The sequence below is a fragment of the Bacillus sp. LQ16 genome (genome assembly GCF_057784645.1).
Genome location: NZ_CM173491.1, coordinates 3,554,086 through 3,576,862, shown reverse-complemented (window position 1 = coordinate 3,576,862; position 22,777 = coordinate 3,554,086). Strand labels below are relative to the sequence as shown.

The 22,777-nt window shown below is 36.2% G+C and carries 23 protein-coding genes; 21 read left to right on the top strand and 2 right to left on the bottom strand.

What is annotated here, in order from left to right; all coding sequences use genetic code 11:
* Positions 1-104: 104 nt before the first annotated feature.
* From hutP to AC3EMB_RS17820, 12 genes are all read left to right on the top strand, one after another.
* The gene (gene hutP / locus AC3EMB_RS17875) at positions 105-545 is read left to right on the top strand and encodes a histidine utilization transcription antiterminator HutP (protein WP_000926516.1); all 441 of its coding nucleotides are present in this window, start codon (positions 105-107) and stop codon (positions 543-545) included.
* Positions 546-648: 103 nt separating this feature from the next.
* Positions 649-2,166 carry a histidine ammonia-lyase gene (gene hutH / locus AC3EMB_RS17870; RefSeq protein WP_000631871.1) on the top strand — a complete coding sequence of 506 codons (1,518 nt, stop codon included), beginning with the start codon at positions 649-651 and terminating at the stop codon, positions 2,164-2,166.
* Between the two features lie 23 nt (positions 2,167-2,189).
* Complete coding sequence (gene hutU / locus AC3EMB_RS17865; RefSeq protein WP_071731651.1) at positions 2,190-3,848, top strand: urocanate hydratase; 1,659 nt, start codon at positions 2,190-2,192, stop codon at positions 3,846-3,848.
* Between the two features lie 12 nt (positions 3,849-3,860).
* The gene (gene hutI / locus AC3EMB_RS17860) at positions 3,861-5,132 is read left to right on the top strand and encodes an imidazolonepropionase (RefSeq protein ID WP_071714694.1); all 1,272 of its coding nucleotides are present in this window, start codon (positions 3,861-3,863) and stop codon (positions 5,130-5,132) included.
* The gene (hutG, locus tag AC3EMB_RS17855; RefSeq protein WP_016512447.1) at positions 5,111-6,082 is read left to right on the top strand and encodes a formimidoylglutamase; all 972 of its coding nucleotides are present in this window, start codon (positions 5,111-5,113) and stop codon (positions 6,080-6,082) included. Before hutI ends, hutG begins: the two co-directional genes overlap by 22 nt.
* 261 nt (positions 6,083-6,343) lie before the next feature.
* Positions 6,344-6,805, top strand: a complete 462-nt coding sequence (locus AC3EMB_RS17850) for a CarD family transcriptional regulator (protein ID WP_014482101.1) — start codon at positions 6,344-6,346, stop codon at positions 6,803-6,805.
* Positions 6,806-7,368: 563 nt separating this feature from the next.
* Entirely contained in the window at positions 7,369-8,496 is a 1,128-nt protein-coding gene (locus AC3EMB_RS17845; RefSeq protein ID WP_071731649.1) for an alkene reductase, read from the top strand.
* A gap of 67 nt (positions 8,497-8,563) precedes the next feature.
* On the top strand, positions 8,564-10,138 hold the full coding sequence (locus tag AC3EMB_RS17840; RefSeq protein ID WP_000005147.1) for an FMN-binding glutamate synthase family protein: 1,575 nt from the start codon (positions 8,564-8,566) through the stop codon (positions 10,136-10,138).
* Positions 10,139-10,249: 111 nt separating this feature from the next.
* Positions 10,250-10,738 carry a cytochrome c biogenesis protein CcdC gene (locus AC3EMB_RS17835; RefSeq protein WP_043936438.1) on the top strand — a complete coding sequence of 163 codons (489 nt, stop codon included), beginning with the start codon at positions 10,250-10,252 and terminating at the stop codon, positions 10,736-10,738.
* Between the two features lie 297 nt (positions 10,739-11,035).
* On the top strand, positions 11,036-12,514 hold the full coding sequence (gene putP, locus AC3EMB_RS17830; RefSeq protein WP_141240998.1) for a sodium/proline symporter PutP: 1,479 nt from the start codon (positions 11,036-11,038) through the stop codon (positions 12,512-12,514).
* Positions 12,515-12,854: 340 nt separating this feature from the next.
* Positions 12,855-13,793 carry a ring-cleaving dioxygenase gene (locus tag AC3EMB_RS17825; RefSeq protein WP_098976302.1) on the top strand — a complete coding sequence of 313 codons (939 nt, stop codon included), beginning with the start codon at positions 12,855-12,857 and terminating at the stop codon, positions 13,791-13,793.
* Positions 13,794-13,817: 24 nt separating this feature from the next.
* Positions 13,818-14,426: an alpha/beta hydrolase gene (locus tag AC3EMB_RS17820; protein WP_488517206.1), complete on the top strand. Its 609-nt coding sequence runs from the start codon at positions 13,818-13,820 to the stop codon at positions 14,424-14,426.
* A 44-nt stretch (positions 14,427-14,470) separates the two neighbouring features.
* Here AC3EMB_RS17820 and AC3EMB_RS17815 read toward each other — a convergent pair whose 3' ends face one another.
* Positions 14,471-16,003, bottom strand: coding sequence for a BA3702 family sensor histidine kinase (locus AC3EMB_RS17815; protein WP_423097274.1), 1,533 nt, complete (start codon positions 16,001-16,003; stop codon positions 14,471-14,473).
* 236 nt (positions 16,004-16,239) lie between these two features.
* Here AC3EMB_RS17815 and AC3EMB_RS17810 point away from each other — a divergent pair, with 236 nt between their 5' ends.
* A complete protein-coding gene (locus AC3EMB_RS17810) occupies positions 16,240-16,611 on the top strand; it encodes a VOC family protein (RefSeq protein ID WP_000800772.1) in 372 nt (123 codons plus the stop codon).
* A 19-nt stretch (positions 16,612-16,630) separates the two neighbouring features.
* Here AC3EMB_RS17810 and AC3EMB_RS17805 read toward each other — a convergent pair whose 3' ends face one another.
* On the bottom strand, positions 16,631-17,440 hold the full coding sequence (locus AC3EMB_RS17805) for a YitT family protein (RefSeq protein ID WP_000251348.1): 810 nt from the start codon (positions 17,438-17,440) through the stop codon (positions 16,631-16,633).
* Positions 17,441-17,566: 126 nt separating this feature from the next.
* On the opposite strand from AC3EMB_RS17805, the gene AC3EMB_RS17800 reads away from it, so the two are divergent.
* The 8 genes from AC3EMB_RS17800 (at position 17,567) to AC3EMB_RS17765 (ending at position 22,773) form a co-directional block, all read left to right on the top strand.
* Positions 17,567-18,388, top strand: coding sequence for a protein phosphatase 2C domain-containing protein (locus tag AC3EMB_RS17800; protein ID WP_144465632.1), 822 nt, complete (start codon positions 17,567-17,569; stop codon positions 18,386-18,388).
* A 15-nt stretch (positions 18,389-18,403) separates the two neighbouring features.
* A complete protein-coding gene (locus tag AC3EMB_RS17795) occupies positions 18,404-18,856 on the top strand; it encodes a peptidoglycan recognition protein family protein (protein ID WP_000403999.1) in 453 nt (150 codons plus the stop codon).
* A 19-nt stretch (positions 18,857-18,875) separates the two neighbouring features.
* Entirely contained in the window at positions 18,876-19,124 is a 249-nt protein-coding gene (locus AC3EMB_RS17790) for a DUF2164 domain-containing protein (protein ID WP_000981064.1), read from the top strand.
* 138 nt (positions 19,125-19,262) lie between these two features.
* Positions 19,263-19,565, top strand: coding sequence for an urease subunit gamma (locus tag AC3EMB_RS17785; protein WP_001241328.1), 303 nt, complete (start codon positions 19,263-19,265; stop codon positions 19,563-19,565).
* 14 nt (positions 19,566-19,579) lie between these two features.
* Positions 19,580-19,909, top strand: coding sequence for an urease subunit beta (locus AC3EMB_RS17780; RefSeq protein ID WP_016080650.1), 330 nt, complete (start codon positions 19,580-19,582; stop codon positions 19,907-19,909).
* 1 nt (position 19,910) lies between these two features.
* Positions 19,911-21,623: an urease subunit alpha gene (gene ureC, locus AC3EMB_RS17775; protein ID WP_488517205.1), complete on the top strand. Its 1,713-nt coding sequence runs from the start codon at positions 19,911-19,913 to the stop codon at positions 21,621-21,623.
* A gap of 18 nt (positions 21,624-21,641) precedes the next feature.
* Positions 21,642-22,097: an urease accessory protein UreE gene (locus AC3EMB_RS17770; protein WP_000582805.1), complete on the top strand. Its 456-nt coding sequence runs from the start codon at positions 21,642-21,644 to the stop codon at positions 22,095-22,097.
* Positions 22,075-22,773, top strand: coding sequence for an urease accessory protein UreF (locus tag AC3EMB_RS17765; protein ID WP_095690375.1), 699 nt, complete (start codon positions 22,075-22,077; stop codon positions 22,771-22,773). The genes AC3EMB_RS17770 and AC3EMB_RS17765 overlap by 23 nt, the downstream gene beginning before the upstream one ends.
* Positions 22,774-22,777: the final 4 nt, after the last annotated feature.

The following is a 22,777-nucleotide window of genomic DNA, read 5'->3' as shown; positions in this document are numbered from 1 at the left end:
AAAAATTGTTTGAATGTGAGTTTAAACTATTGACGATTTAACCGTTTTCATATATTCTTAAATTAAGTAATATTCAAATAATTCAAAAGAAATGAGAGAGTCACATGCTTCTTCAAGGAACACATCGAATTGGTCGTATGGCCATGCTGTTGGCACTTGCGGATGAAAATGAAAGTCCTGTATTATCCATTCCAAAAGGTTGGAAGTATTGTACGGGGAAAGTGGGTTCGATGAATTCGCAAAAGGTTGTCGCAGCAATGGAAACAGCGGCTAAGAGCAACCAAGTTATTGAAACAGACGTTTACAGAGAAACACATGCACTTTATCATGCAATTATGGAAGCTTTGTACGGAGTGACGAGAGGTCAAATTCAGTTAGCAGACGTTCTTCGTACAGTAGGACTTCGGTTTGCGATTGTGCGCGGTACACCATACGACGGAAAAAAAGAAGGCGAATGGGTTGCTGTTGCGCTTTATGGAACGATTGGTGCACCTGTAAAAGGATCTGAGCATGAGGCGATTGGTTTAGGAATTAATCACATATGATTTGCCCATAGTCTATTAGTTAGAAGGGGGCCTTACTTTTTTAGGACAGAAGTCTGTCTTAAAAAGATAAGGTCCCCTTTTGCCTTTTTAAGGAGGAAAAATGATGATTACGTTAACAGGACATACATTGACAGTTGAAGAAATGAAGAGGTTATTACTTGAAGGAGAAGGTGTAACAGCTTGTCCAACTAGTATGCAAAAGGTAGCAGAATGCCGCGAAGTAGTTGAGAAAATCGTAGAAGACGGAAAAGTCGTTTACGGTATTACAACTGGGTTTGGAAAATTTAGTGATGTGCTTATCCAAAAAGATGATGTGAAGGCACTTCAGCATAATTTAATTCAGTCACATGCATGTGGGATAGGCGATCCATTCCCAGAAGAAGTATCACGCGGTATGTTAATTTTACGAGCGAACACGATGCTTAAAGGAGTATCTGGTGTTAGACCGCTCGTTGTAAATATGCTTCTTGAGTTTGTAAACCGTAAGATTCACCCAGTCGTTCCGCAACAAGGTTCACTTGGTGCGAGTGGAGATTTGGCACCTTTATCTCATCTTGCGCTCGTATTATTAGGCGAAGGTGAAGTGTTCTATAAGGGGAAACGCGTTCATGCAATGGTTGCTCTTACAGAAGAAGGGCTTGAGCCAATTGAACTTGAAGCGAAAGAAGGTCTTGCATTAATTAATGGTACGCAGGCGATGACAGCGCAAGGAGTTCTTTCTTATATAGAAGCAGAAGCAACGGCGTATCAAGCTGAACTAATTGCTTCGATGACAATTGAAGGGTTACAAGGCATTATTGATGCATTTGATGAAAATGTTCATAAAGCACGTGGTTATAAAGAGCAAGTGGATGTAGCAAGCAGAATTCGTGACATTCTTCATGATAGTAAGTTAACAACAAAACAAGGAGAACTACGTGTACAGGATGCCTATTCACTTCGTTGTATCCCGCAAGTACACGGTGCTTCTTGGCAAGTTTTGAATTATGTGAAAGAAAAATTAGAAATTGAAATGAATGCCGCAACAGATAATCCGCTAATTTTTGATGGCGGGGAAAAAGTAATTTCAGGTGGTAACTTCCACGGTCAACCGATTGCGTTTGCGATGGACTTCTTAAAAGTAGGAATGGCGGAACTTGCAAATATTTCGGAGCGCCGTATTGAGCGCTTAGTAAACCCGCAATTAAATGATTTACCACCATTTTTAAGTCCAGAACCAGGACTACAGTCTGGTGCGATGATTATGCAGTATGCAGCAGCATCACTTGTTTCTGAAAATAAAACATTAGCACATCCAGCGAGTGTAGATTCAATCCCGTCGTCAGCTAACCAAGAAGATCACGTAAGTATGGGAACAATTGCTTCACGCCATGCACATCAAATTATTCAAAATGCAAGACGTGTTCTTTCAATTGAGATGATTTGTGCGATGCAAGCGGCAGAATATCGCGGGATTGAAAACATGAGTACAGTGACGAAGAGCTTCTACCATCAAGGGCGCCAGCAAGTACCATCTATTACAAATGATCGCATCTTCTCAACGGATATTGAAAATATTGCACATTGGTTAAAAACGAATTATTCGATAAAAGAAAGATTGGATGTAAACGCAGCACTATAAAACGAGAAAAGGGAGAGATTGAAATGGAAAAAGTAAAACAAACAATTCGTGCGCCAAGAGGTACTGAGTTACAAACGAAAGGGTGGGTTCAAGAGGCTGCACTTCGAATGTTAATGAACAATTTAGATCCTGAAGTTGCTGAAAAACCAGAAGAATTAGTTGTATATGGTGGAATTGGCCGTGCAGCTCGTAACTGGGAAAGCTATCAGGCGATTGTAGATTCATTAAAAACGTTGGAAAGTGATGAAACGTTACTTGTTCAATCAGGAAAACCAGTTGCAATTTTCAAATCACATGAAGATGCGCCTCGCGTACTGTTAGCGAACTCAAACTTAGTACCAAAATGGGCGAACTGGGATCACTTCCGTGAACTAGAGAAAAAAGGTCTTATGATGTACGGACAAATGACAGCAGGTAGCTGGATTTACATTGGAACACAAGGAATTTTACAAGGAACATATGAAACATTTGGCGAAGCAGCTCGTCAACATTTCGATGGTTCATTAAAAGGTACATTAACACTTACTGCTGGTTTAGGTGGTATGGGTGGTGCACAACCTCTTGCTGTAACGATGAATGGCGGTGTTGTAATTGCGATTGATGTAGATAAGCGTAGTATCGATCGTCGTATTGAAAAGAGATATTGTGATAAGTATACAGAATCATTAGAAGAAGCATTGGCTATTGCAAACGAGTATAAAGAGAAGAAAGAGCCTATTTCAATTGGATTATTAGGTAATGCAGCAGAAATTTTACCTGAGTTAGTAAATCGTAATATTATCCCTGACTTAGTTACGGATCAAACTTCAGCTCATGATCCATTAAACGGTTATATTCCAGTAGGTTATACGTTAGAAGAAGCAGCGAAACTTCGTGAAGAAGATCCAGAACGTTACGTACAATTATCAAAAGAAAGTATGACAAAACATGTAGAAGCAATGCTTGCAATGCAAGAAAAAGGCGCAATTACATTTGATTATGGAAATAACATTCGCCAAGTTGCTTTCGATGAAGGTTTGAAAAATGCTTTCGATTTCCCAGGATTCGTTCCAGCATTTATCCGTCCATTATTCTGTGAAGGAAAAGGACCGTTCCGCTGGGTAGCACTTTCTGGTGATCCAGAAGATATTTATAAAACAGACGAAGTAATTTTACGCGAATTCGCTGACAATGAGCATTTATGTAACTGGATTCGTATGGCACGTCAACAAGTGGAGTTCCAAGGTCTTCCATCACGTATTTGTTGGTTAGGTTACGGTGAGCGCGCGAAATTTGGTCGCATTATTAATGAAATGGTGGCAAATGGTGAATTATCAGCACCAATCGTAATCGGTCGTGACCATTTAGATTGCGGATCAGTAGCATCTCCAAACCGTGAAACAGAAGCGATGAAAGATGGTAGTGATGCAGTAGCAGACTGGCCAATTTTAAATGCATTAATTAACAGTGTAAACGGTGCAAGCTGGGTATCTGTTCACCACGGTGGCGGCGTTGGTATGGGTTATTCACTTCACGCTGGAATGGTTATCGTTGCAGATGGAACAGAAGCAGCAGCAAAACGTATTGAGCGCGTATTAACTTCTGACCCTGGTATGGGTGTTGTTCGTCACGTTGATGCTGGATATGACTTAGCTGTGGAAACTGCGAAAGAAAAAGGCGTTAACATTCCAATGATGAAATAAGGAGGAGAAAACATGCTGGACACTTTACTAATAAATATTGGTCAATTATTAACAATGGATCAAGAAGATGGCTTGTTAAGACGGGAAGCGATGAACACGCTTCCTGTTATCGAAAACGGTGCGGTTGGAATTGAAAACGATGTAATTACTTTCGTTGGAACGGCGGAAGAAGCGAAAGGATTACAAGCGAAAGAAGTTATTGATTGCGGCGGGAAAATGGTTTCTCCTGGTCTTGTTGACCCGCATACTCATCTTGTATTTGGTGGATCTCGTGAAAATGAAATCGCACTAAAATTACAAGGAGTTCCGTACTTAGAAATTTTAGAACAAGGCGGAGGCATTCTTTCGACTGTAAATGCAACGAAACAAGCATCGAAAGAAGAACTTGTTCAAAAAGCGAAATTCCATTTAGACCGTATGTTATCTTTCGGAGTTACAACTGTAGAAGCGAAGAGTGGTTACGGATTAGATGATGAGACGGAATGGAAACAATTAGAGGCAACTGCACAATTACAAAAAGAGCATCCGATCGATTTAGTTTCCACATTTTTAGGTGCTCATGCAGTTCCGAAAGAATATAAGGGTAGATCGAAAGAATTTTTACAATGGATGTTAGACCTACTACCAGAAATGAAAGAGAAGCAATTAGCGGAATTCGTTGATATTTTCTGTGAAACAGGTGTGTTCTCTGTCGAAGAGTCAAAAGAGTTTTTATTAAAAGCGAAAGAGCTTGGCTTTGATGTGAAAATTCATGCAGATGAAATCGACCCTCTTGGTGGTGCGGAAGCAGCGGCAGAAATCGGTGCAGCATCAGCAGACCATTTAGTTGGCGCTTCTGATAAAGGAATTGAAATGCTTGCAAACTCTAATACAGTAGCCACTTTATTACCAGGAACAACTTTTTATTTAAATAAAGAAAGTTTTGCTCGCGGTCGTAAAATGATTGATGAAGGTGTTGCAGTTGCGTTAGCTACAGACTTTAACCCAGGTAGCTGTCCAACTGAAAATATTCAGCTTATTATGAGCATTGCGATGCTAAAACTGAAAATGACACCAGAAGAAGTTTGGAATGCTGTAACGGTTAACTCATCATATGCCATTAACCGTGGTGATGTAGCTGGGAAAATTAGAGTTGGTCGTAAGGCAGATTTAGTTTTATGGGATGCTTACAATTATGCTTACGTACCGTATCATTACGGCGTAAGTCATGTGAATACAGTATGGAAGAATGGTAATATTGCATATACAAGAGGTGAACAATCGTGGAGCACGGCCACTATTTAAAGAAAAATGCAAAGTTTATTGATCGTGAAGTGACAAAATGGAGTGAGATGATTAAAGATTGGGAGGAAGGCGTAGAAATATTCGGTGCTGCTTTAATTGGAGCACCCCTTTCTAAACCATCTATTAGTCATTCAGGAGCAAGTTTTGCTCCAAAAACAATTCGTGCGATGTTAGATGCATACAGCACATATGCAATTACAGAAGAACACGATATGAAAGAAAGTGTCTTATATGATTGCGGCGATATTACGATGCATGTGACGGATATAAAAGAAAGTCATAACCGAATTGCGAAAACAGTTGGTCATGTAACGAAAGTAAATCCGAACATGATACCAATCGTTCTTGGTGGTGACCACTCAATTAGTTTTCCGAGTATAACAGGCTTTGCAAACAGTAAAGGAAAGGTCGGGATTATTCAATTTGATGCTCATCATGATTTACGTAATTTAGATGATGGAGGCCCGTCAAATGGTACACCATTCCGTAGTTTACTAGAAAATGATGTCATTACAGGGAAACAACTTGTTCAAATTGGAATTCGTAATTTTTCTAACGCACGTACGTACCATGAATATGCAATAGAGCATGGCGTAACAGTGTATACAATGAAAGACGTACGAGAGCGAGAAATAAAAGATATTATCACGGAAAGTATTGAAGTGTTAAGAAAACAAGGTGTGACTTCTATTTATATTTCTCTTGATATGGATGTACTAGACCAAGCGTTTGCACCAGGTTGTCCAGCAATTGGGCCAGGTGGAATGGATAGTACGACTTTACTAGATGCGATTGAATTCCTTGGTAAAGAACCGCTCGTTCAAGGGATGGATATAGTAGAGATTGATCCAACTCTTGATTTCAGGGATATGACGAGTAGAGTAGCAGCGCAAGTGATTATGAGTTTTCTTTTAGCGAGGGAAATAGTTAGTAAGCAGGTTAGTATATAGACGGAAAAGTAGATCTTTATCTATGCCTTATCAAAAACACATTACTACTCAAATGTAGTAATGTGTTTTTATGTTAAAAGAGAATGAATGTGGGTGCAACCGTTAATAAAATTGCGGGTTTTTATAGTGTGTTATGTAAATTTAATTTCTTGCTTTTGAAGTATTGACGTGTAAAATAATTTTATGATAAAATAAAAATTTTGCTAAAAAACTAAAAGTGTGTTAAGCTTGAGAAGGTTACCATATATGGAGGTGGATTATTTGTTTCAAATTGGCGATAACATTGTTTATCCAATGCAGGGAGCAGGTATAATTAAAGCCATAGAAGAGAAGGAAGTCTCAGGAGAAAAACAACAGTATTATGTTATAAAAATGTCGGCTAGTAATATGGAACTAATGATTCCAGCAGGGAGAATATTGAATTCGAATATACGACCAGTGACGGATATAACCGCATTAGCACACATAATGGATATTTTTCAACATGGGGAATCAGATAGATTACTTACGTGGAAACAAAGGTATAAATTGAACACTGATAAAATAAAGACGGGTAAAATGCAAGAAGGTGCTGAAGTCGTGCGCGATTTAATGCGTATACAGAAAGAAAAAGCACTTAATGCAAGCGAAAAGAAGATGTTAGATAACGCATATGAATTTTTGATTAGTGAACTGGGATTAATTGAAGGTATCACAGAAAATCAGATAAAAAGCTTTTGTTAAGGTTCATTACAAATAATGTATTATATCCCAAAAAAGATCTTGAATTTTTTGGGAACATAATTATAGAAAATTTATCATTTCAAAGACATTCAACTCTTTCAAACCACTTTTAGAGCATTACCTCTATTGTTATTACTACAATCAAATCCATTTTTATTTTTTAATTTCATTTATGAATGTTCGAAGTTTAATTGAATACTTCGATAAAATAGTTACTTGATTTTTGCAATCCTGATTCACACTGGCACGGACGAGGAGCCGTAAGGATGAAAGAGAGGTAGGGCTTTCATTGTTTTAGGTATATAAGTTATTATTTTTAGAAGAATACTGAACCATATTCACTTCTATTGATAAGGTATTTTTTATATTAAAGAGATAAACGAATTGACAGCCATATATGGTCAACAAAAAAGGTTTCCTTCTAAGGAAACCTTTTTAATATTATTTATAGTATTTTATTTTTTTGATATTCGAATTTTTTATTGTAAAGTCGTAAAAATTGACGTTACTATCTAAAAGTAAGTATGATGCGATTATAGTAAGATTTTTTAGGGGGAAGAAAAATGACAAGTTCAAGTAATAAAGCAGCGAATATTTATGAAGGAACAAATGTAAACGCTGGTGGATCTTTTGAAAACGTTGAAGAAACAAAGTTGTTTGATCCAATTCAAATTGGAGCTTGGTCTCTTCGTAATCGTATAGCGATGGCACCGATGACAAGATGCTTTGCAGATAATGAAACTGGAGTAGTTGGTGCTGATGTAGTGGAGTACTACAGAAAACGTGCTGCGGATGGAATTGGACTAATTATTACAGAAGGAATTGTCATTAGTCCGAGAGCAAAAGGAAACCCAGGAGTACCAGGTATTTATACACAAGAACAAATCGATTCTTGGAAACCTGTTACAGAGGCAGTACATAAAGAAGGCGGGACGATTATTGCTCAAATATGGCATGTTGGGCGTATGAGTCATCATGAAATAATTGGTGGTCAAATGCCACAAGCACCATCTGCTATCGCTGCAGAGGGAAATGTTCCACGCTTTCGTAAACCGTTTGATACGCCAGAAGCAATGACGTTAGAAGAAATACAAGAAGTAATCGGTCAATACGCACAAGCTGCGAAAAATGCAATCGAAGCTGGATTTGATGGAGTAGAAATTCACGGTGCACACGGATATTTAATCGATCAATTTACGTATGAGTTTGCGAATAAGCGAACAGATAAATATGGCGGTAATTTAAAACAAAGGTTAACGTTTATGAAAGAAGTAACGGCGGCTGTAATAGAAGCTGTTGGAGCTAATAAAACACTTCTTCGCTTCTCTGCTTTCAAAGGCGATAATCCTACTTATATGTGGGAAAACCCTGAGCTTGCAATTGAAACGTTCGTAAATATGTTCAAAGAAGTTGGATTAACGATGATCCATCCCTCAACGATGAATTATACGCAAGAGATTGCTGACGGAAAGAATTTTCATCAACTAGTAAGAAAATATTGGGATGGTACGATTGTTGGGGTTGGTAATTTAAATCCGAAAGAGGCCGAAGAAGCGTTGCAAGAAGGAACAATTGATGTAGTGGCATTCGGCAGACCGTTAATTGCTAATCCAGACTTTGTTCATCGAATTAAACATGCTGAAAGTTTAGTTGAATATGACGCGAAAGAGCATCTTGCTACGTTAGTATGAATAAAGATAAAAGGAGAGCACACCGAGTGTTCTCCTTTTATTATGGGATTTCATAGGGGGAAGCGGGATGAGTGAAACGCTACTCGTTATTATTAGTATATTACTATTTTTAATGTTGCTTTTAATCATCTTTTTTATCATTACATTTTTTATAAAAAAACGAACACATCATTCTATTTTAAAGTTACATCCGTACTTAGGAAGAATGCGCTACTTACTGGAAAAGATAGGGCCTGAATTTCGACAATATTGGTTTGATCATGATACGGATGGAAAGCCTTTCTCACGTTATGATTTTCAAAGTGTTATGTTTTTAGCGAAATATCGCTCTGAAATACTTGGTTTTGGATCAAAACGAGATTTTGAAGCTTCTGGCTATTATATTGCTAATACATTATTTCCGATATTAACTGAGGAATTAAGTGTGAATCTTTCGCAAGAGCGGGAAGGTAAAAAGTACATGATTCATAAAGAAGGATTATTTTCAAGAAGAGAAAAATTGACAGCGGATACAACGAATCTTTGGCTGTACGAAGAAGATGATGCAATTATAGTCGGTGAAAACCGTAAATATCCGTGGAAACTACATGGCATGTTTGGAGCATCTGCGACTTCTTACGGCGCGATTGGAGAAAATTATATTTTAGCGAGTGGTTTTGGAGCGAAAATGGCAGGCGGATCGTGGATTAATACTGGTGAAGGTGGCGTTATTCCAGAACATTTACATACAGGAGCGAATATCGTTGCGCAAATTGGTCCAGGGTTATTTGGGTACCGTGATGAGGACGGTAATTTTTCAATGGGAAAATTCATGGAGAAAGCGAAAGAAAGTAATATTAGAGCATTCGAATTGAAATTTGGGCAAGGTGCTAAAATACGTGGTGGTCATCTAGAGGGGCAAAAAGTAAATGAGAAAATTGCTTTTGTTCGCAACGTCCGAAAGGGAGAGACGATTAATTCACCGAATCGATTTTCATTTTTAAAGAATGCAGTGGATACACTTTGTTTTATTCAACAGTTGCAAGAAAGCGGCGGTAAACCAGTTGGAATGAAAATTGTAATTGGTCAGCAGGAGCCTTTGGAAGATTTAATAAAAACAATGAAAGAACTAAATATTTACCCAGATTTTATTACAATAGACGGTTCAGAAGGCGGATCAGGGGCAACGTATAAATCGATGGCAGATTGTATGGGACTGCCGCTTATTCCAGCATTACTTACATTTATCGATACAGCAAATTATTATGGTGTCCGTAACAAGTTTAAAGTATTTGCATCGGGTAAATTAATCACACCAGATAAAGTGGCGATTGCTTTAGCGATTGGGGCGGATGCTGTAAGTTCAGCCCGCGGATTTATGATGGCAAGCGGCTGTATTATGGCCCTTCAATGTAATTCTGGCCAATGTCCATCTGGTGTAGCCACGACGAATCCGCATTATCAAAAAGCGTTAGATCCGTATGAGAAGAAGTGGCGAGTCATGAATTATATTATTAGTATGAGATATAGTTTATTTTCATTAGCAGCGGCAGCGGGAGTGAAGAGCCCGCGCCATTTAACTAGAGAGCATATTGTGTTTAAAGACGAGGTGGGGAGAGTAGTTCCTCTTTCGGAATTGTTTCCTATAGTAAATCAAACCTAAAAGTATATTTGATATGTAAGATTTTTTAAAGGAATAATCATATTTTTGGAAAAATTAGGAGTATAATAGGGAAGTATTTTTAAAAATGACTATTTTTAGGGAGAGATTCACTTGCAGCAAGGTTCTTACAGTATTACAATTTTTTTACTCGTCATAGGGCTCGTTATATTTAGACGCATGCGCTCTATGAATCGACCAATTAATAATAAAGGAAGACGACTACTATTGCCATTATTTTTCTTATTACCAGGTTTTTCTTTATATGCTGCACCGATACAACTTGCTGATTGGCAAATTGGTATAGCTGCTGGGATCGGACTGTTATTGTCAATTCCACTTATTATTTTAAGTGGGTATGAAGTCAGAGAAGATGGTCAAATTTATGCAAAAAAAAGTATCGCTTTTATTGCTACATTTTTAGTTATCGTTCTTTTACGTGCTTATTTTAGAAGACATTTACAAGGTTTAGATCCAAAGTCAATCGGCATTCTTTTCTATACTCTTGCGGTTTGTTATATAGTACCTTGGCGTATTGGATGCTATATGAAATTTCGTAAAGTATATGTAGAAAAAGCGAAAATTGAGACGTCAATAAGCTAAAAGTCATACATTTGTATGGCTTTTTCTTTTAAAATTTATCGGGTAAACGAATAAAAATAAGGTGTGAAAAAACACTGTTTAATTTTCTGAATGTTATTACTTTAATTTCTTAAAAAATCATTGTAATCCATTGGGATAAAGGCGTTTATAAAGGTTTTCACATGTAATGAAAAGTGCTCGTTCACTTGAAAGAACAAAAAATGTTTGTTAAGGTAGGGAACCATAAGCGAAAACAAGAAAATAGAAAAAGTCATTTTTCGAAATTTTGAATGGCTTATGGAATAAGGGAGAGATTTGGTGAAGATTGAAATTATGGTTTCGCTTGCTATTTATATGGCAGGTATGTTGTATATCGGATATTGGTCTTATAAGAAGACATCCGATTTATCAGATTATATGTTAGGCGGAAGAGGACTCGGTCCAGCAGTTACAGCTTTATCAGCTGGTGCTTCTGACATGAGTGGTTGGATGCTAATGGGATTACCTGGTGCGATGTATGCAACAGGATTATCAAGTGTATGGATTGCGATAGGTTTATTAATAGGTGCTTATGCAAACTATTTAATCATTGCCCCACGTTTACGAACGTATACAGAAGTGGCAAATGATTCAATTACGATTCCAGACTTTTTAGAGAATCGGTTTAAAGATCGTACGAAAATACTTCGTTTTGTCTCCGCTATCGTCATTTTAGTATTTTTCACATTTTATGCGTCGGCTGGTTTAGTTTCAGGTGGACGTTTGTTTGAAAATTCTTTCAACCTGGATTATAAAATTGGTTTATTTGTAACAGTGGGTGTCGTTGTTGCGTATACACTATTCGGTGGCTTTCTAGCCGTAAGCTGGACGGACTTTGTACAAGGTTGTATTATGTTTATTGCGCTTGTACTAGTGCCAATTGTTGCTTTTACGGATGTCGGTGGTGTAACAGAAACATTTAATACGATTAAACAAGTCGATGCATCGCATTTAGATATGTTTAAAGGGACCACAATACTTGGCATTATTTCATTTTTAGCATGGGGACTTGGGTATTTTGGTCAACCGCATATTATTGTCCGTTTTATGGCAATCACCTCTATTAAAGATTTAAAGACTTCTCGTAGAATCGGTATCGGCTGGATGACGATTTCAATTATAGGTGCAATGCTTACTGGTCTAATTGGTATCGCTTATTATGCTAAAAATAATGCGACATTACAAGACCCAGAAATGGTCTTTGTAACATTCTCAAATATTTTATTCCATCCGTACATTACAGGATTTTTATTATCAGCTATTTTGGCTTCGATTATGAGTAGTATTTCCTCACAATTACTTGTTATTTCAAGTGCAGTAACGGAAGACTTCTATAAAACATTTTTCCGTCGTAATGCAAGTGACAAAGAACTTGTATTTATCGGTAGATTGTCAGTATTAGTAGTAGCTATGATCGCAGTTGTTTTAGCGTATCATCCAAGTGATACAATTTTAACACTTGTAGGTTATGCTTGGGCTGGATTTGGTTCAGCATTCGGACCAGCCATTTTATTAAGTTTATATTGGAAAAGGACGAATAAATGGGGCGTTCTTGCAGGTATGATTGTTGGTGCAGTAGTTGTTATAGCATGGGTACAAATTCCAAGTTTAAAAGCAATTATGTATGAAATGGTACCTGGATTCTTCTGTAGTTTATTAACTGTTATCGTTGTAAGTTTATTAACGAAAGAACCCGTTAAGGCAGTTCATCGTGAATTTAATGAGATGGAAGCAATATTGGAAAAAGAAACGAAATGATTAGCGAAGAGAGTAAACGAAACTGGAGTTTACTCTCTTTTTATTTAAAATGAAAATAAGGAACTTATTGACAACTAAAAGTAAGTAACTTATAATAAATTTGAGTTCAAGTTAATTTTTACTTTGAATAAAGCTTTCAAATGGAGTAAATATTTTTTAAAAATTATCTCGAATTTGAGATGAATTGACAAGCTGGAAGTTAATGTGTAATTTTATAATCGATATCTCGAATTCGAGATAAAATTATAATGACGGATTTTACTTTGTAGCATGGACAAAATGAATAATGAATTTAAATGTAAAAGAATTTTTATAATGAAATAAAAAAGGAGTGGAAGAAATGGAAAAGAAAACAATGGGAATCCATCACATTACAGCGATTGTAGGGCATCCACAAGAAAATGTAGACTTTTATGCTGGTGTATTAGGGTTACGTTTAGTGAAACAAACAGTGAATTTTGATGATCCAGGTACGTACCATCTTTATTTTGGAAATGAAGGAGGAAAACCTGGAACAATTATTACGTTTTTCCCATGGGCAGGTGCTCGTCAAGGTATTATTGGGGATGGTCAAGTAGGAATTACGTCTTACGTTGTACCAAAAGGTGCAATGGAGTTTTGGGAAAATAGATTAGAAAAATTCGATGTTTCGTATACGAAAATGACTCGTTTTGGAGAGCAGTATTTAGAATTTGATGATCCGCATGGTTTGCATATAGAATTAGTTGAAAGAGAAGCAGGCGAATTAAATAATTGGAGTTTTGGAGAAGTTACACCAGAAGTAGCAATTAAAGGGTTTGGAGGTGCTGTTCTTTTATCTGCACAGCCTCAAAAAACAGCTGAATTGTTAGAGCATATTATGGGTCTTGAGAAAATTGGAGAAGAGGGTGAATTTGTTCGATTCCGTTCTTCTGCTGATATTGGAAATATTATTGATTTGAAATTATCAACAATCGGTCGTGGCCAAATGGGCGTTGGTACAGTTCATCATATAGCTTGGAGAGCGATTGACGATGCTGATCAGCTAGACTGGAAAGAGCATGTGTCGCGTTTGGGATATCACGTAACTCCTGTACAAGATCGAAATTATTTTAACGCGATTTATTTTAGAGAACATGGTGAAATCTTATTTGAAATTGCAACAGATCCTCCTGGTTTCGCTCATGATGAATCGTTAGAGACGATGGGTGAGGAATTAAAGTTACCGGAACAATATGAACAACATAGAAAACAGATTGAACAAACGCTTTTACCATTTGAAGTGAGAAATTTAGATTAAAGTGATTGAAGGGGGAACAGGATTATGATGAAACATGTTTTTCAAAAAGGAAAAGATACGTCAAAACCAGTGTTGTTATTACTTCATGGCACAGGTGGTAATGAATTAGATTTACTACCACTTGCAGAAATAATTGATCCGGAAGCGTCGGTATTAAGCGTTAGGGGAAATGTGTTAGAGAATGGGATGCCGCGTTTCTTCCGCCGATTAGCAGAGGGCATTTTAGATGAAGAGGATTTAATTTTCCGTACGAAGGAATTAAATGAATTTTTAGATGAAGCGGCTAAAGAATATAAATTCGATAGAAATAACATTGTAGCTATCGGTTATTCGAATGGAGCAAATATCGCAGCAAGCTTATTATTCCATTACGAGAATGCATTAAAAGGTGCTGTGCTTCATCACCCAATGGTACCTAGAAGAGGAATGCAATTAGCAAATTTAGCAGGAAAATCTGTGTTTATTGCTGCTGGGACAAATGACCCAATTTGTTCATCAGCAGAGTCAGAGGAATTGAAGGTACTATTAGAAAATGCAAACGCGAATGTAACGATGCATTGGGAAAATCGAGGGCATCAATTAACAATGGGTGAAGTAGAAAAAGCAAAAGAGTGGTATGACAAAGCATTTTAAAAAAAGAAGCATCTGTTAACAATTAGCAGATGCTTCTTTTTTATTTAAGACTGGATTGCAAGATGAGATGAAGAAAGTGGTAGCTCAATATCAACAATCGTACCTTTATTTAATTCGCTTGAAATGTGTAATCTACCATGATGTTCTTCAATTATTTTGTAACACATCATTAATCCTAGTCCTGTGCCTTTTTCTTTTAAACTATAAAAAGGTTCGCCTAGACGGGAGATACGATCTTCAGGAATGCCGCAACCTTCATCGATAATTCGTATTAAGATGAAATTATCCTCTAATGGTTTTGTTTGGATGAAAATATTTCCGCCATTTGGCATTGCTTCTATTGCATTTTTTAATATGTTTATAAACACTTGTTTTAATTGGTTACCGTCACATTGAATATCATATACGTAATCAAAATGATCCATGATGATATGAACGCTATGCATAATTGCAGTCGGTAAAATAAATGTAACTACCTCTTCAATTAAAGTTTGTATGTTACAAGTTTGGATAGATAATACTTGTGGCTTAGACATCGCCATAAATTGACTCGTGATGGATTCCATTTGTGAAATCTCACTTAACATAACATCGATATACCATTTCTGCTCTTCACTTATTTCAGGGAGGAGCAACGTTAGAAAACCTTTTAGAGAAGTGAGTGGATTTCGAATTTCATGGGCAATTCCAGCTGTCAGTTGTCCGACTACTGCGAGCTTCTCTGATTTTCGTAGTAACTTTTCAGTTTCTTTTAGCTCAGTAACATCTCTCCCCATCACGATAAGACCTTTGCGAGAACCATCAGGATGATAAAGCGGAACTTTTGATATACTTAAGATTAGATCGAAATCATCTCTATGTATAATAAATTCCTCGCCATGAAGAATTTGTCTTTGTTGCCATGCTAGTTCATCGATTTCTTCACAATGTAAAAAAGCTTCTCGGTATGCTTCATTATATTGAATGAGTTCGCTATCTTTTTTCCCGTGGTAAGGTACATGATGGAAATTGAAGCAAGAAAGTGCGTAATCATTTGCCTCAAGCCAGCGCCCTTCATGATCTTTAAATATAACAAACGCAGGCATAGAGTTTACTAATGTACGTAATCTCTTCTCACTTTCTTTTAGCATATTCTCAATTCTTTCTGATTTTTCAAGCGGCTTCATAATAGCATATACGCCAGTAAGACGATTTTGAACAAAAATAGGAACTAGTTTTGTCACAAAATCTAATAAGAATCCATTTTTATGATAAATAGATAAGATATACTCTTGTTGATTATCCGCTTCAGTATTCTTTATATTTTGTAATACTTGCTCAGAAATATGGGCTTCTAAAATAGAGGTAATATTTTTCTGTTCTAATTCTAAAGAAGTGTAACCTAATATTCTTTCGGCAGAAGGATTTATATGTAGAATAACTCCTTCTAAATTTAATGAAATAATACTATCAGGATTGTGTTCGAACAGAGATGCGTACATTTCTGTTAATGAACGATCTTGTATATGGTTTCGCAAACGTCTAGAAATGCTCGGATGACGTTTTTTTTGAGTTGGTGAATATTTTTTACGACTCATAATAGTTCCTCCGTACAAATAGCATCTAAAAAGATTTGTCTATTCATAACTATAATATAGATGTAATGTGTATTTCTATAAAAAATGGAAGTTATAGAATAAATTTTGTTTTTTTTATTTTTTGCAAGGTGAATGCAGGATGGTAATAAGGGGAGCTTATATTGTTTTATAAACCTTTTGTAAGTTACAGACGGCTGTTTTCCGTATAACATTAGGGTAGAGGAGGGGGAGAGAAAATGAAAAATTATATTCAAGGGATTGATCACGTGCAAGTAGCTGCACCTGTAGGGTGTGAAGAAGAGGCGCGTGATTTTTATGGGAATACGATTGGTATGGAAGAAATTCCAAAGCCAGAAGAGTTGAAAAAACGAGGTGGATGTTGGTTTAAATGCGGAAATCAAGAAATCCATATTGGTGTCGAGCGGAACTTTACACCAGCTAAAAAGGCTCATCCAGCTTTTTATGTGAATGAAATTAATGAATTTAAGCAAACACTTATAGAGCAAGGTGTTAAAGTGATTGATGATTATGCACGGCCAGATGTAATTCGATTTTACGTGTCAGATCCATTTGGAAACCGAATTGAATTTATGCAAAATAAAGACTAGGTGGATTCCCACCTAGTCTTTAACTTCTTCTGAAAAGTCCTAACACTTCTACAGTTTCTGTAATATTAACGAATGCATTCGGGTCGATTTCAGAAATTGTTAGTTTCATACTTGCTAATTCTTCACGAGAAACGACCGTCATAAGTACACGCTTTTTCTCGCTTGAATAAGCACCTTCGCCATCAAGTAACGTTATTCCACGTACAACAGTTGAAAGAAGTTGTTTTTTCATTTTTTCTGCTTCATTTGTTACAATCATAAGTGTAACTTTACGATGTTTTGTATGAACAGCATCAATTACTTTACCAGTTACATAAATTGAAAGTAAGCTTGTAAGTGCAACATCCCAGGTGAAGAAGAATCCTGCGATTATTACAACGACTGTATTTAGAACAATAAGGAATCCGCCAAGTTTAATGTCTCGCTTGCGGGATAAAAGCATACCGATAATATCAAATCCACCAGTGGATCCATTACAGTTAAAAACAAGACCAATACCAGCTCCGGCGATGACACCTCCGAAGATAGAAGATAACAATGGATCTGTTGCTACGACTTTTACTGGAACGTAATATAATGCAACAGATAATACAACTACAGAGACAACTGTGTTAAAAATTACTTTTTTTCCAAGACCTATGTACCCTAAAATAAGGATAGGTAAGTTTAATACAAAGTTAATAATGCCTGTGTTTACAGGGGTTACAATCCCTAAAATAATAGCAATTCCGCCAATTCCACTACTTAAAATTTTGTGGGGGATAAGGAAAAGATTAAAGGCAACCGCAATAATAATAGAACCGATAATAACACCAAGGAATCTGACCATTTCTTTCCCGTCCTTCACTGAAAAATTCATATTATTTCAAGATTATATATGATATTGAAAGTTTTGGGTAAAAACAGTTTATTTAGGTAAATTAGATTAATCAAAAGAATTTGAGTATTTTATCATTTGAAAGGGGATACAGTTGTGAAGATAAAAACATATCAACAGAAAAGCCCGTTGAAGCAAGAATGTGAGGATTCTTATTTTTGTAATAAAGAAAAAAAGATTTATGGTGTATGTGACGGTGCAACACCACTTGTCCCGTTTCGTGATGAAAAGGGACATAATGGAGCATACATCGCTTCGCATTTATTTGCAAGTTATTTTACTGCATTACGAGAGAATCATAGTTTACAATTTGCAGTTGCCAAAGCAAATGAAGCATTGCAAAGCAAAATGTTAGAATATGAAGTAGACACGAGAAAAAAAGAGCATTTGTGGTGCACATGTATCGCGGCAGTCCAAATAGTTGGTGAGAAAATTGAATATGCGCAGCTTGGGGACTGTATGATTGTCGCAACTTTTCAAAATGGAACGATGCAAGTATTAACGAAAGACACAGTTGAAGGAATTAGTAAACGAGCAAAAAAGAAGAGAGAAGAAGATCGTAAAAAAGGGTTATCTGTACCAGAAGAATATGTTTTTCAAGATGTTCGAGAACAGTTAAAATACAATCGTTATCTTGCAAATATGCCAAATGGTTATTCAGTTGCAAATGGAATGAAAGAAGCGATACATTATTTACAACATGGTGAATTACATACAGATGAAGTGAGTGGGATTTTTATTTGTTCAGACGGGTTATTTCACCCAGATTGGTCATTAGAACAAACTGTTGCATATATAAGAAAGAATGGTATAAACGAATATATAGCAATTATTGAAGAGCTAGAAGCGGAAAAGAGAATAAGGCCAGATGATAAAACGATTATTATGATTGATTTTTAAGAGGAGGCAGTTCAAATGGAAATTAAACGTGTCAATCTAACATTTCAAGATGAATTAGTTCCTTTAGAAAAAGTAAACAAACTGATTATTCACCATACAGCTGAAGATGGATGGGACGTGTATAAAACGCATGAATTTCATCAAACTGTAAGGGGGTGGAGCGGAATTGGTTACAACTATTTTATCGAAAAGGATGGAACTGTAGTGGAAGGACGAGGTTTACATATTGGAGCGCACGCGAAAGACCATAACCGCCATACAATTGGAATATGTATGACGGGAAATTTCGATAAATACGATCCAACTCCTGCACAAGTGAATGCATTATATTCTTTATGTAAACTGTTTATGAAGCAATTTGCTATAAAGAAAGAAAATATACTCGGTCATAGAGAGTTAGAAGGAGTTACAAAAAGCTGTCCTGGTAATCGTTTTTCTATGGTAGAGTTAAGGAAGATACTATCTTAAATATAGAGGAGTAACAACGATGATGAATATAAAAATACCAAATGATAAAAAAGAAGAACTTGTAGCACAAATTCAGCAGTTTTTTATGGAAGAAGATTTAGATGAAATTGGACGTTTCCAAGCAGAGCGTTTAATAGAAGAAATGATTAAATTAGTTGGACCGTTTGCATATAATCAAGCAATTGGAGATGCAAGAAAGCTTGTAAGTGAGAAATTAACGAATATCGAAGAAGATTTATACGTGTTAGAGAAGAATGAAGGAAAATAAAAAAAGAGCCGATGGGCTCTTTTTTTTATTTGATTGATAGCAAAAAAACATGGAGAAAACACGGAAAGGACATTGAAAATACACCTTTTATTTTTAGAATATTCTTAGTTTTAAAATACTTCAGAAAGGAAGATTGTAATGAGATTAACGCCAAGAGAAATTGATAAACTGCTAGTAGTTGTTGCGGCTGATTTAGCTTATCGACGAAAGGAGAGGGGGCTTAAGTTAAACTATCCAGAAAGTATCGCTATTATTACGTATGAAATTTTGGAAGGAGCAAGAGATGGTAAAAATGTAGCGGAATTAATGGAGCTTGGAAAAACCATTTTAAGTGCTGAAGATGTTATGGATGGTATTGCAGACATGATATCAGATATTCAAGTTGAGGCAACTTTTCCTGATGGAACAAAATTAGTAACTATTCATCAACCAATTCATTAAAGGAAGTGAATGTTATGATTCCAGGGCAATATATCCTTGCGAAAGAAGACATAGTATGTAATGGAAATAAAAAAGCAACGAAAGTCAAAGTGCTAAATCAGGGAGATAGACCTATTCAAATTGGATCTCATTACCACTTTTATGAAGTGAATGAGGCGTTAAAATTCAATCGAAGTGTAGCAATTGGACGACATTTAAATATTCCAGCGGGTACAGCGGTAAGATTTGAGCCTGGAGATGAAAAAACGATTGAATTAGTTCCATATTCAGGGGAACAAGAAGTATATGGATTTAAAAATAAAGTGGATGGCGATATTCAATCTTACACAAAAAGAGGGAGATAGCATGAGTTTTAAGATGTCACGTAAACAATATGCTGATTTATATGGTCCAACTACAGGAGATTCTATTCGTTTAGCGGATACACAATTGTTCGCACATGTTGATCGAAATGCCACTGTATATGGTGATGAAGCTGTCTTTGGTGGAGGAAAATCAATTAGGGATGGTATGGGACAAAATTCACAACTTACAAGAGAACAGGGGGTTGTGGATGTTGTTATTACGAATGCAATTATTATTGATTATACAGGAATATATAAAGCGGATGTTGGTATAAAAGATGGAAAGATTTCAGCAATAGGTAAGAGTGGTAATCCTTCAGTTATGGATAACATTGATATCATCATTGGAACATCAACGGAAGTAATTTCTGGTGAGCGGAAAATCGTTACAGCTGGAGGTATTGATACACATGTGCATTTCATATCCCCACAACAAATTGATACAGCATTAGCTTCAGGTATAACAACTTTAATTGGTGGGGGAACAGGACCGGCAGAAGGGACTAAGGCAACTACAATAACACCTGGATCTTGGAACTTAAGAAAAATGCTAGAAGCAGCAGAAGCTTTTCCTGTAAACCTTGGGTTTTTAGGGAAAGGAAATAGTTCAAGTCTACCTGCCCTGGAAGAACAAATATTTGCAGGGGCTATCGGATTGAAAATCCATGAAGATTGGGGAGCAACTTCATCAGCAATTAATCACTCGTTACAGATTGCTGATAAATATGATATTCAAGTCTCTATTCATACGGATACTTTAAATGAATGTGGTTTTGTGGAAGAAACGATAAAAGCTATTGATAATCGTGTTATTCATACGTACCACACTGAAGGAGCTGGAGGTGGGCATGCACCAGATATTATAAAGATTGCTGCGCTGAATAATATTTTACCATCATCAACGAACCCGACCTTGCCATATACAGTGAATACGCTGGATGAACATTTAGATATGCTCATGGTATGTCATCATTTAAAAGCGAATATTCCAGAAGATGTAATGTTTGCAGATTCAAGGATTCGAAAAGAAACAATCGCGGCAGAGGATATTTTGCAAGATCTAGGGGTTTTCAGCATGATTAGCTCTGACTCACAGGCGATGGGAAGGGTTGGCGAGGTTATTATTCGCAATTGGCAAACCGCCGATAAAATGAAAAAGCAGATTGGTAGTTTAGAGGGAGATAAAGAATATAACGATAATAATAGAATTCAACGTTATATAGCTAAGTATACAATTAATCCAGCTATTACACATGGGATTTCAGAATACGTGGGCTCTATTGAAATAGGAAAGTATGCAGACCTTGTAATATGGGATCCACAATTTTTCGGTGTTAAGCCAGATATGGTTTTGAAAAACGGAATGGTAGTGATGGCATTAATGGGAGACGAGAATGCTTCAATTCCTACCCCACAACCATATTACGAAAAAAAGATGTTTGGTGCATATGGAAAAGCAGTACAGTCAAGTTCGATTACATTTGTATCGAAAGTAGCTTATGAGAATAATATTAAAGAAAAATTAGGTTTAAATAAAGTTGTATTACCTGTTAAAAATACGAGAGAGATTTCGAAGCAAGATATGAAGCTAAATAATGCAACACCAGAAATTGAAGTAGATCCGCAGACATATGAAGTTAAAGTTGATGGACAAGTAATCACGTGTGAAGCAGTAGATGTACTACCTATGGCTCAAAGATATTTTTTATTTTGATATAACGGGGGAGATAAAATGATTATTGAAAAAATTAATAACAACGTATGCAATATGAATGATTTCTCAAACACAAAAAAGCATCTTGATAAGATATTAATTTCTAGTGAGCTTTTACTGAAGAGAGTTCAGAAATTATATTCAGAATCTGGTTTTGAAATTGGGGTGTCTTTAGATAGTGGAGAAACATTAAAGAACGGTGATATTTTATATGAAGATGAAAATCGAATTGTGTATATTGAAGTATTACCAGAAGAGGTAATTGTAATTACTCCAAAATCAATAAAAGAAATGGGGATTATTGCTCATAACTTAGGGAATAGACATTTACCAGCACAATTCGATGAAGGGTGCATGATTTTGGCGAACGACTACTTAGTAGAAGATTTACTTAAAAAGGAAGGTGTTCCTTATCAAAAAGAAAATAGAGTATTACCAAAACCGTTCAAGCATGCTTCGCACAAACATATTTAACCTACTTAACCTACTCCAAATTAGTGATTCGAACTTCCCAACAGGAAGTTTTAGTCACTCTTTTGGATTAGAAACATTTATTCAAGAGGGACAAGTTACAAATAAAGCCGAATTTTTCAAATGGGTTAATCGATATATAAAAGTCCAATTAACATACACGGATGGCTTAATTTGCAAATATACTTACGAAGCAATTAAGACTAATGAGAGAGAACAAATTACATTTTTAGATGATTTAATAACAGCACAAACACTGCCTTTTGAATGTAGAAAAGCAAATAGAATGATTAGTAAAAGTACTTCTAAATTATTGTGTGAATTGTTCTCATTTGTAAATTTAAATATATATAAAGAAAATATTATGGGTAATAAATTACAAGGTCATCCGAGTATCGTATACGGAATATTAGGGGCGGAATTGAAAATGACAATAGAAGAAACGCTCTTAGTTTTCTTATACTCAAGTGTTGGAAGTATAATTCAAAACGGTGTGAGAGCCATTCCTCTTGGACAAACAGATGGTCAAAAACTATTACAAGAATGCCATGAATTAATCTGTGAATCTATTGATAGAATTCAAATACTTTCATTAGAGGATTTTGGATTGAATGATCCTGAATTCGAAATAAATCAAATGCAACATGAAGATGTAAATGTAAGGGTCTTCATGTCATAGGGAG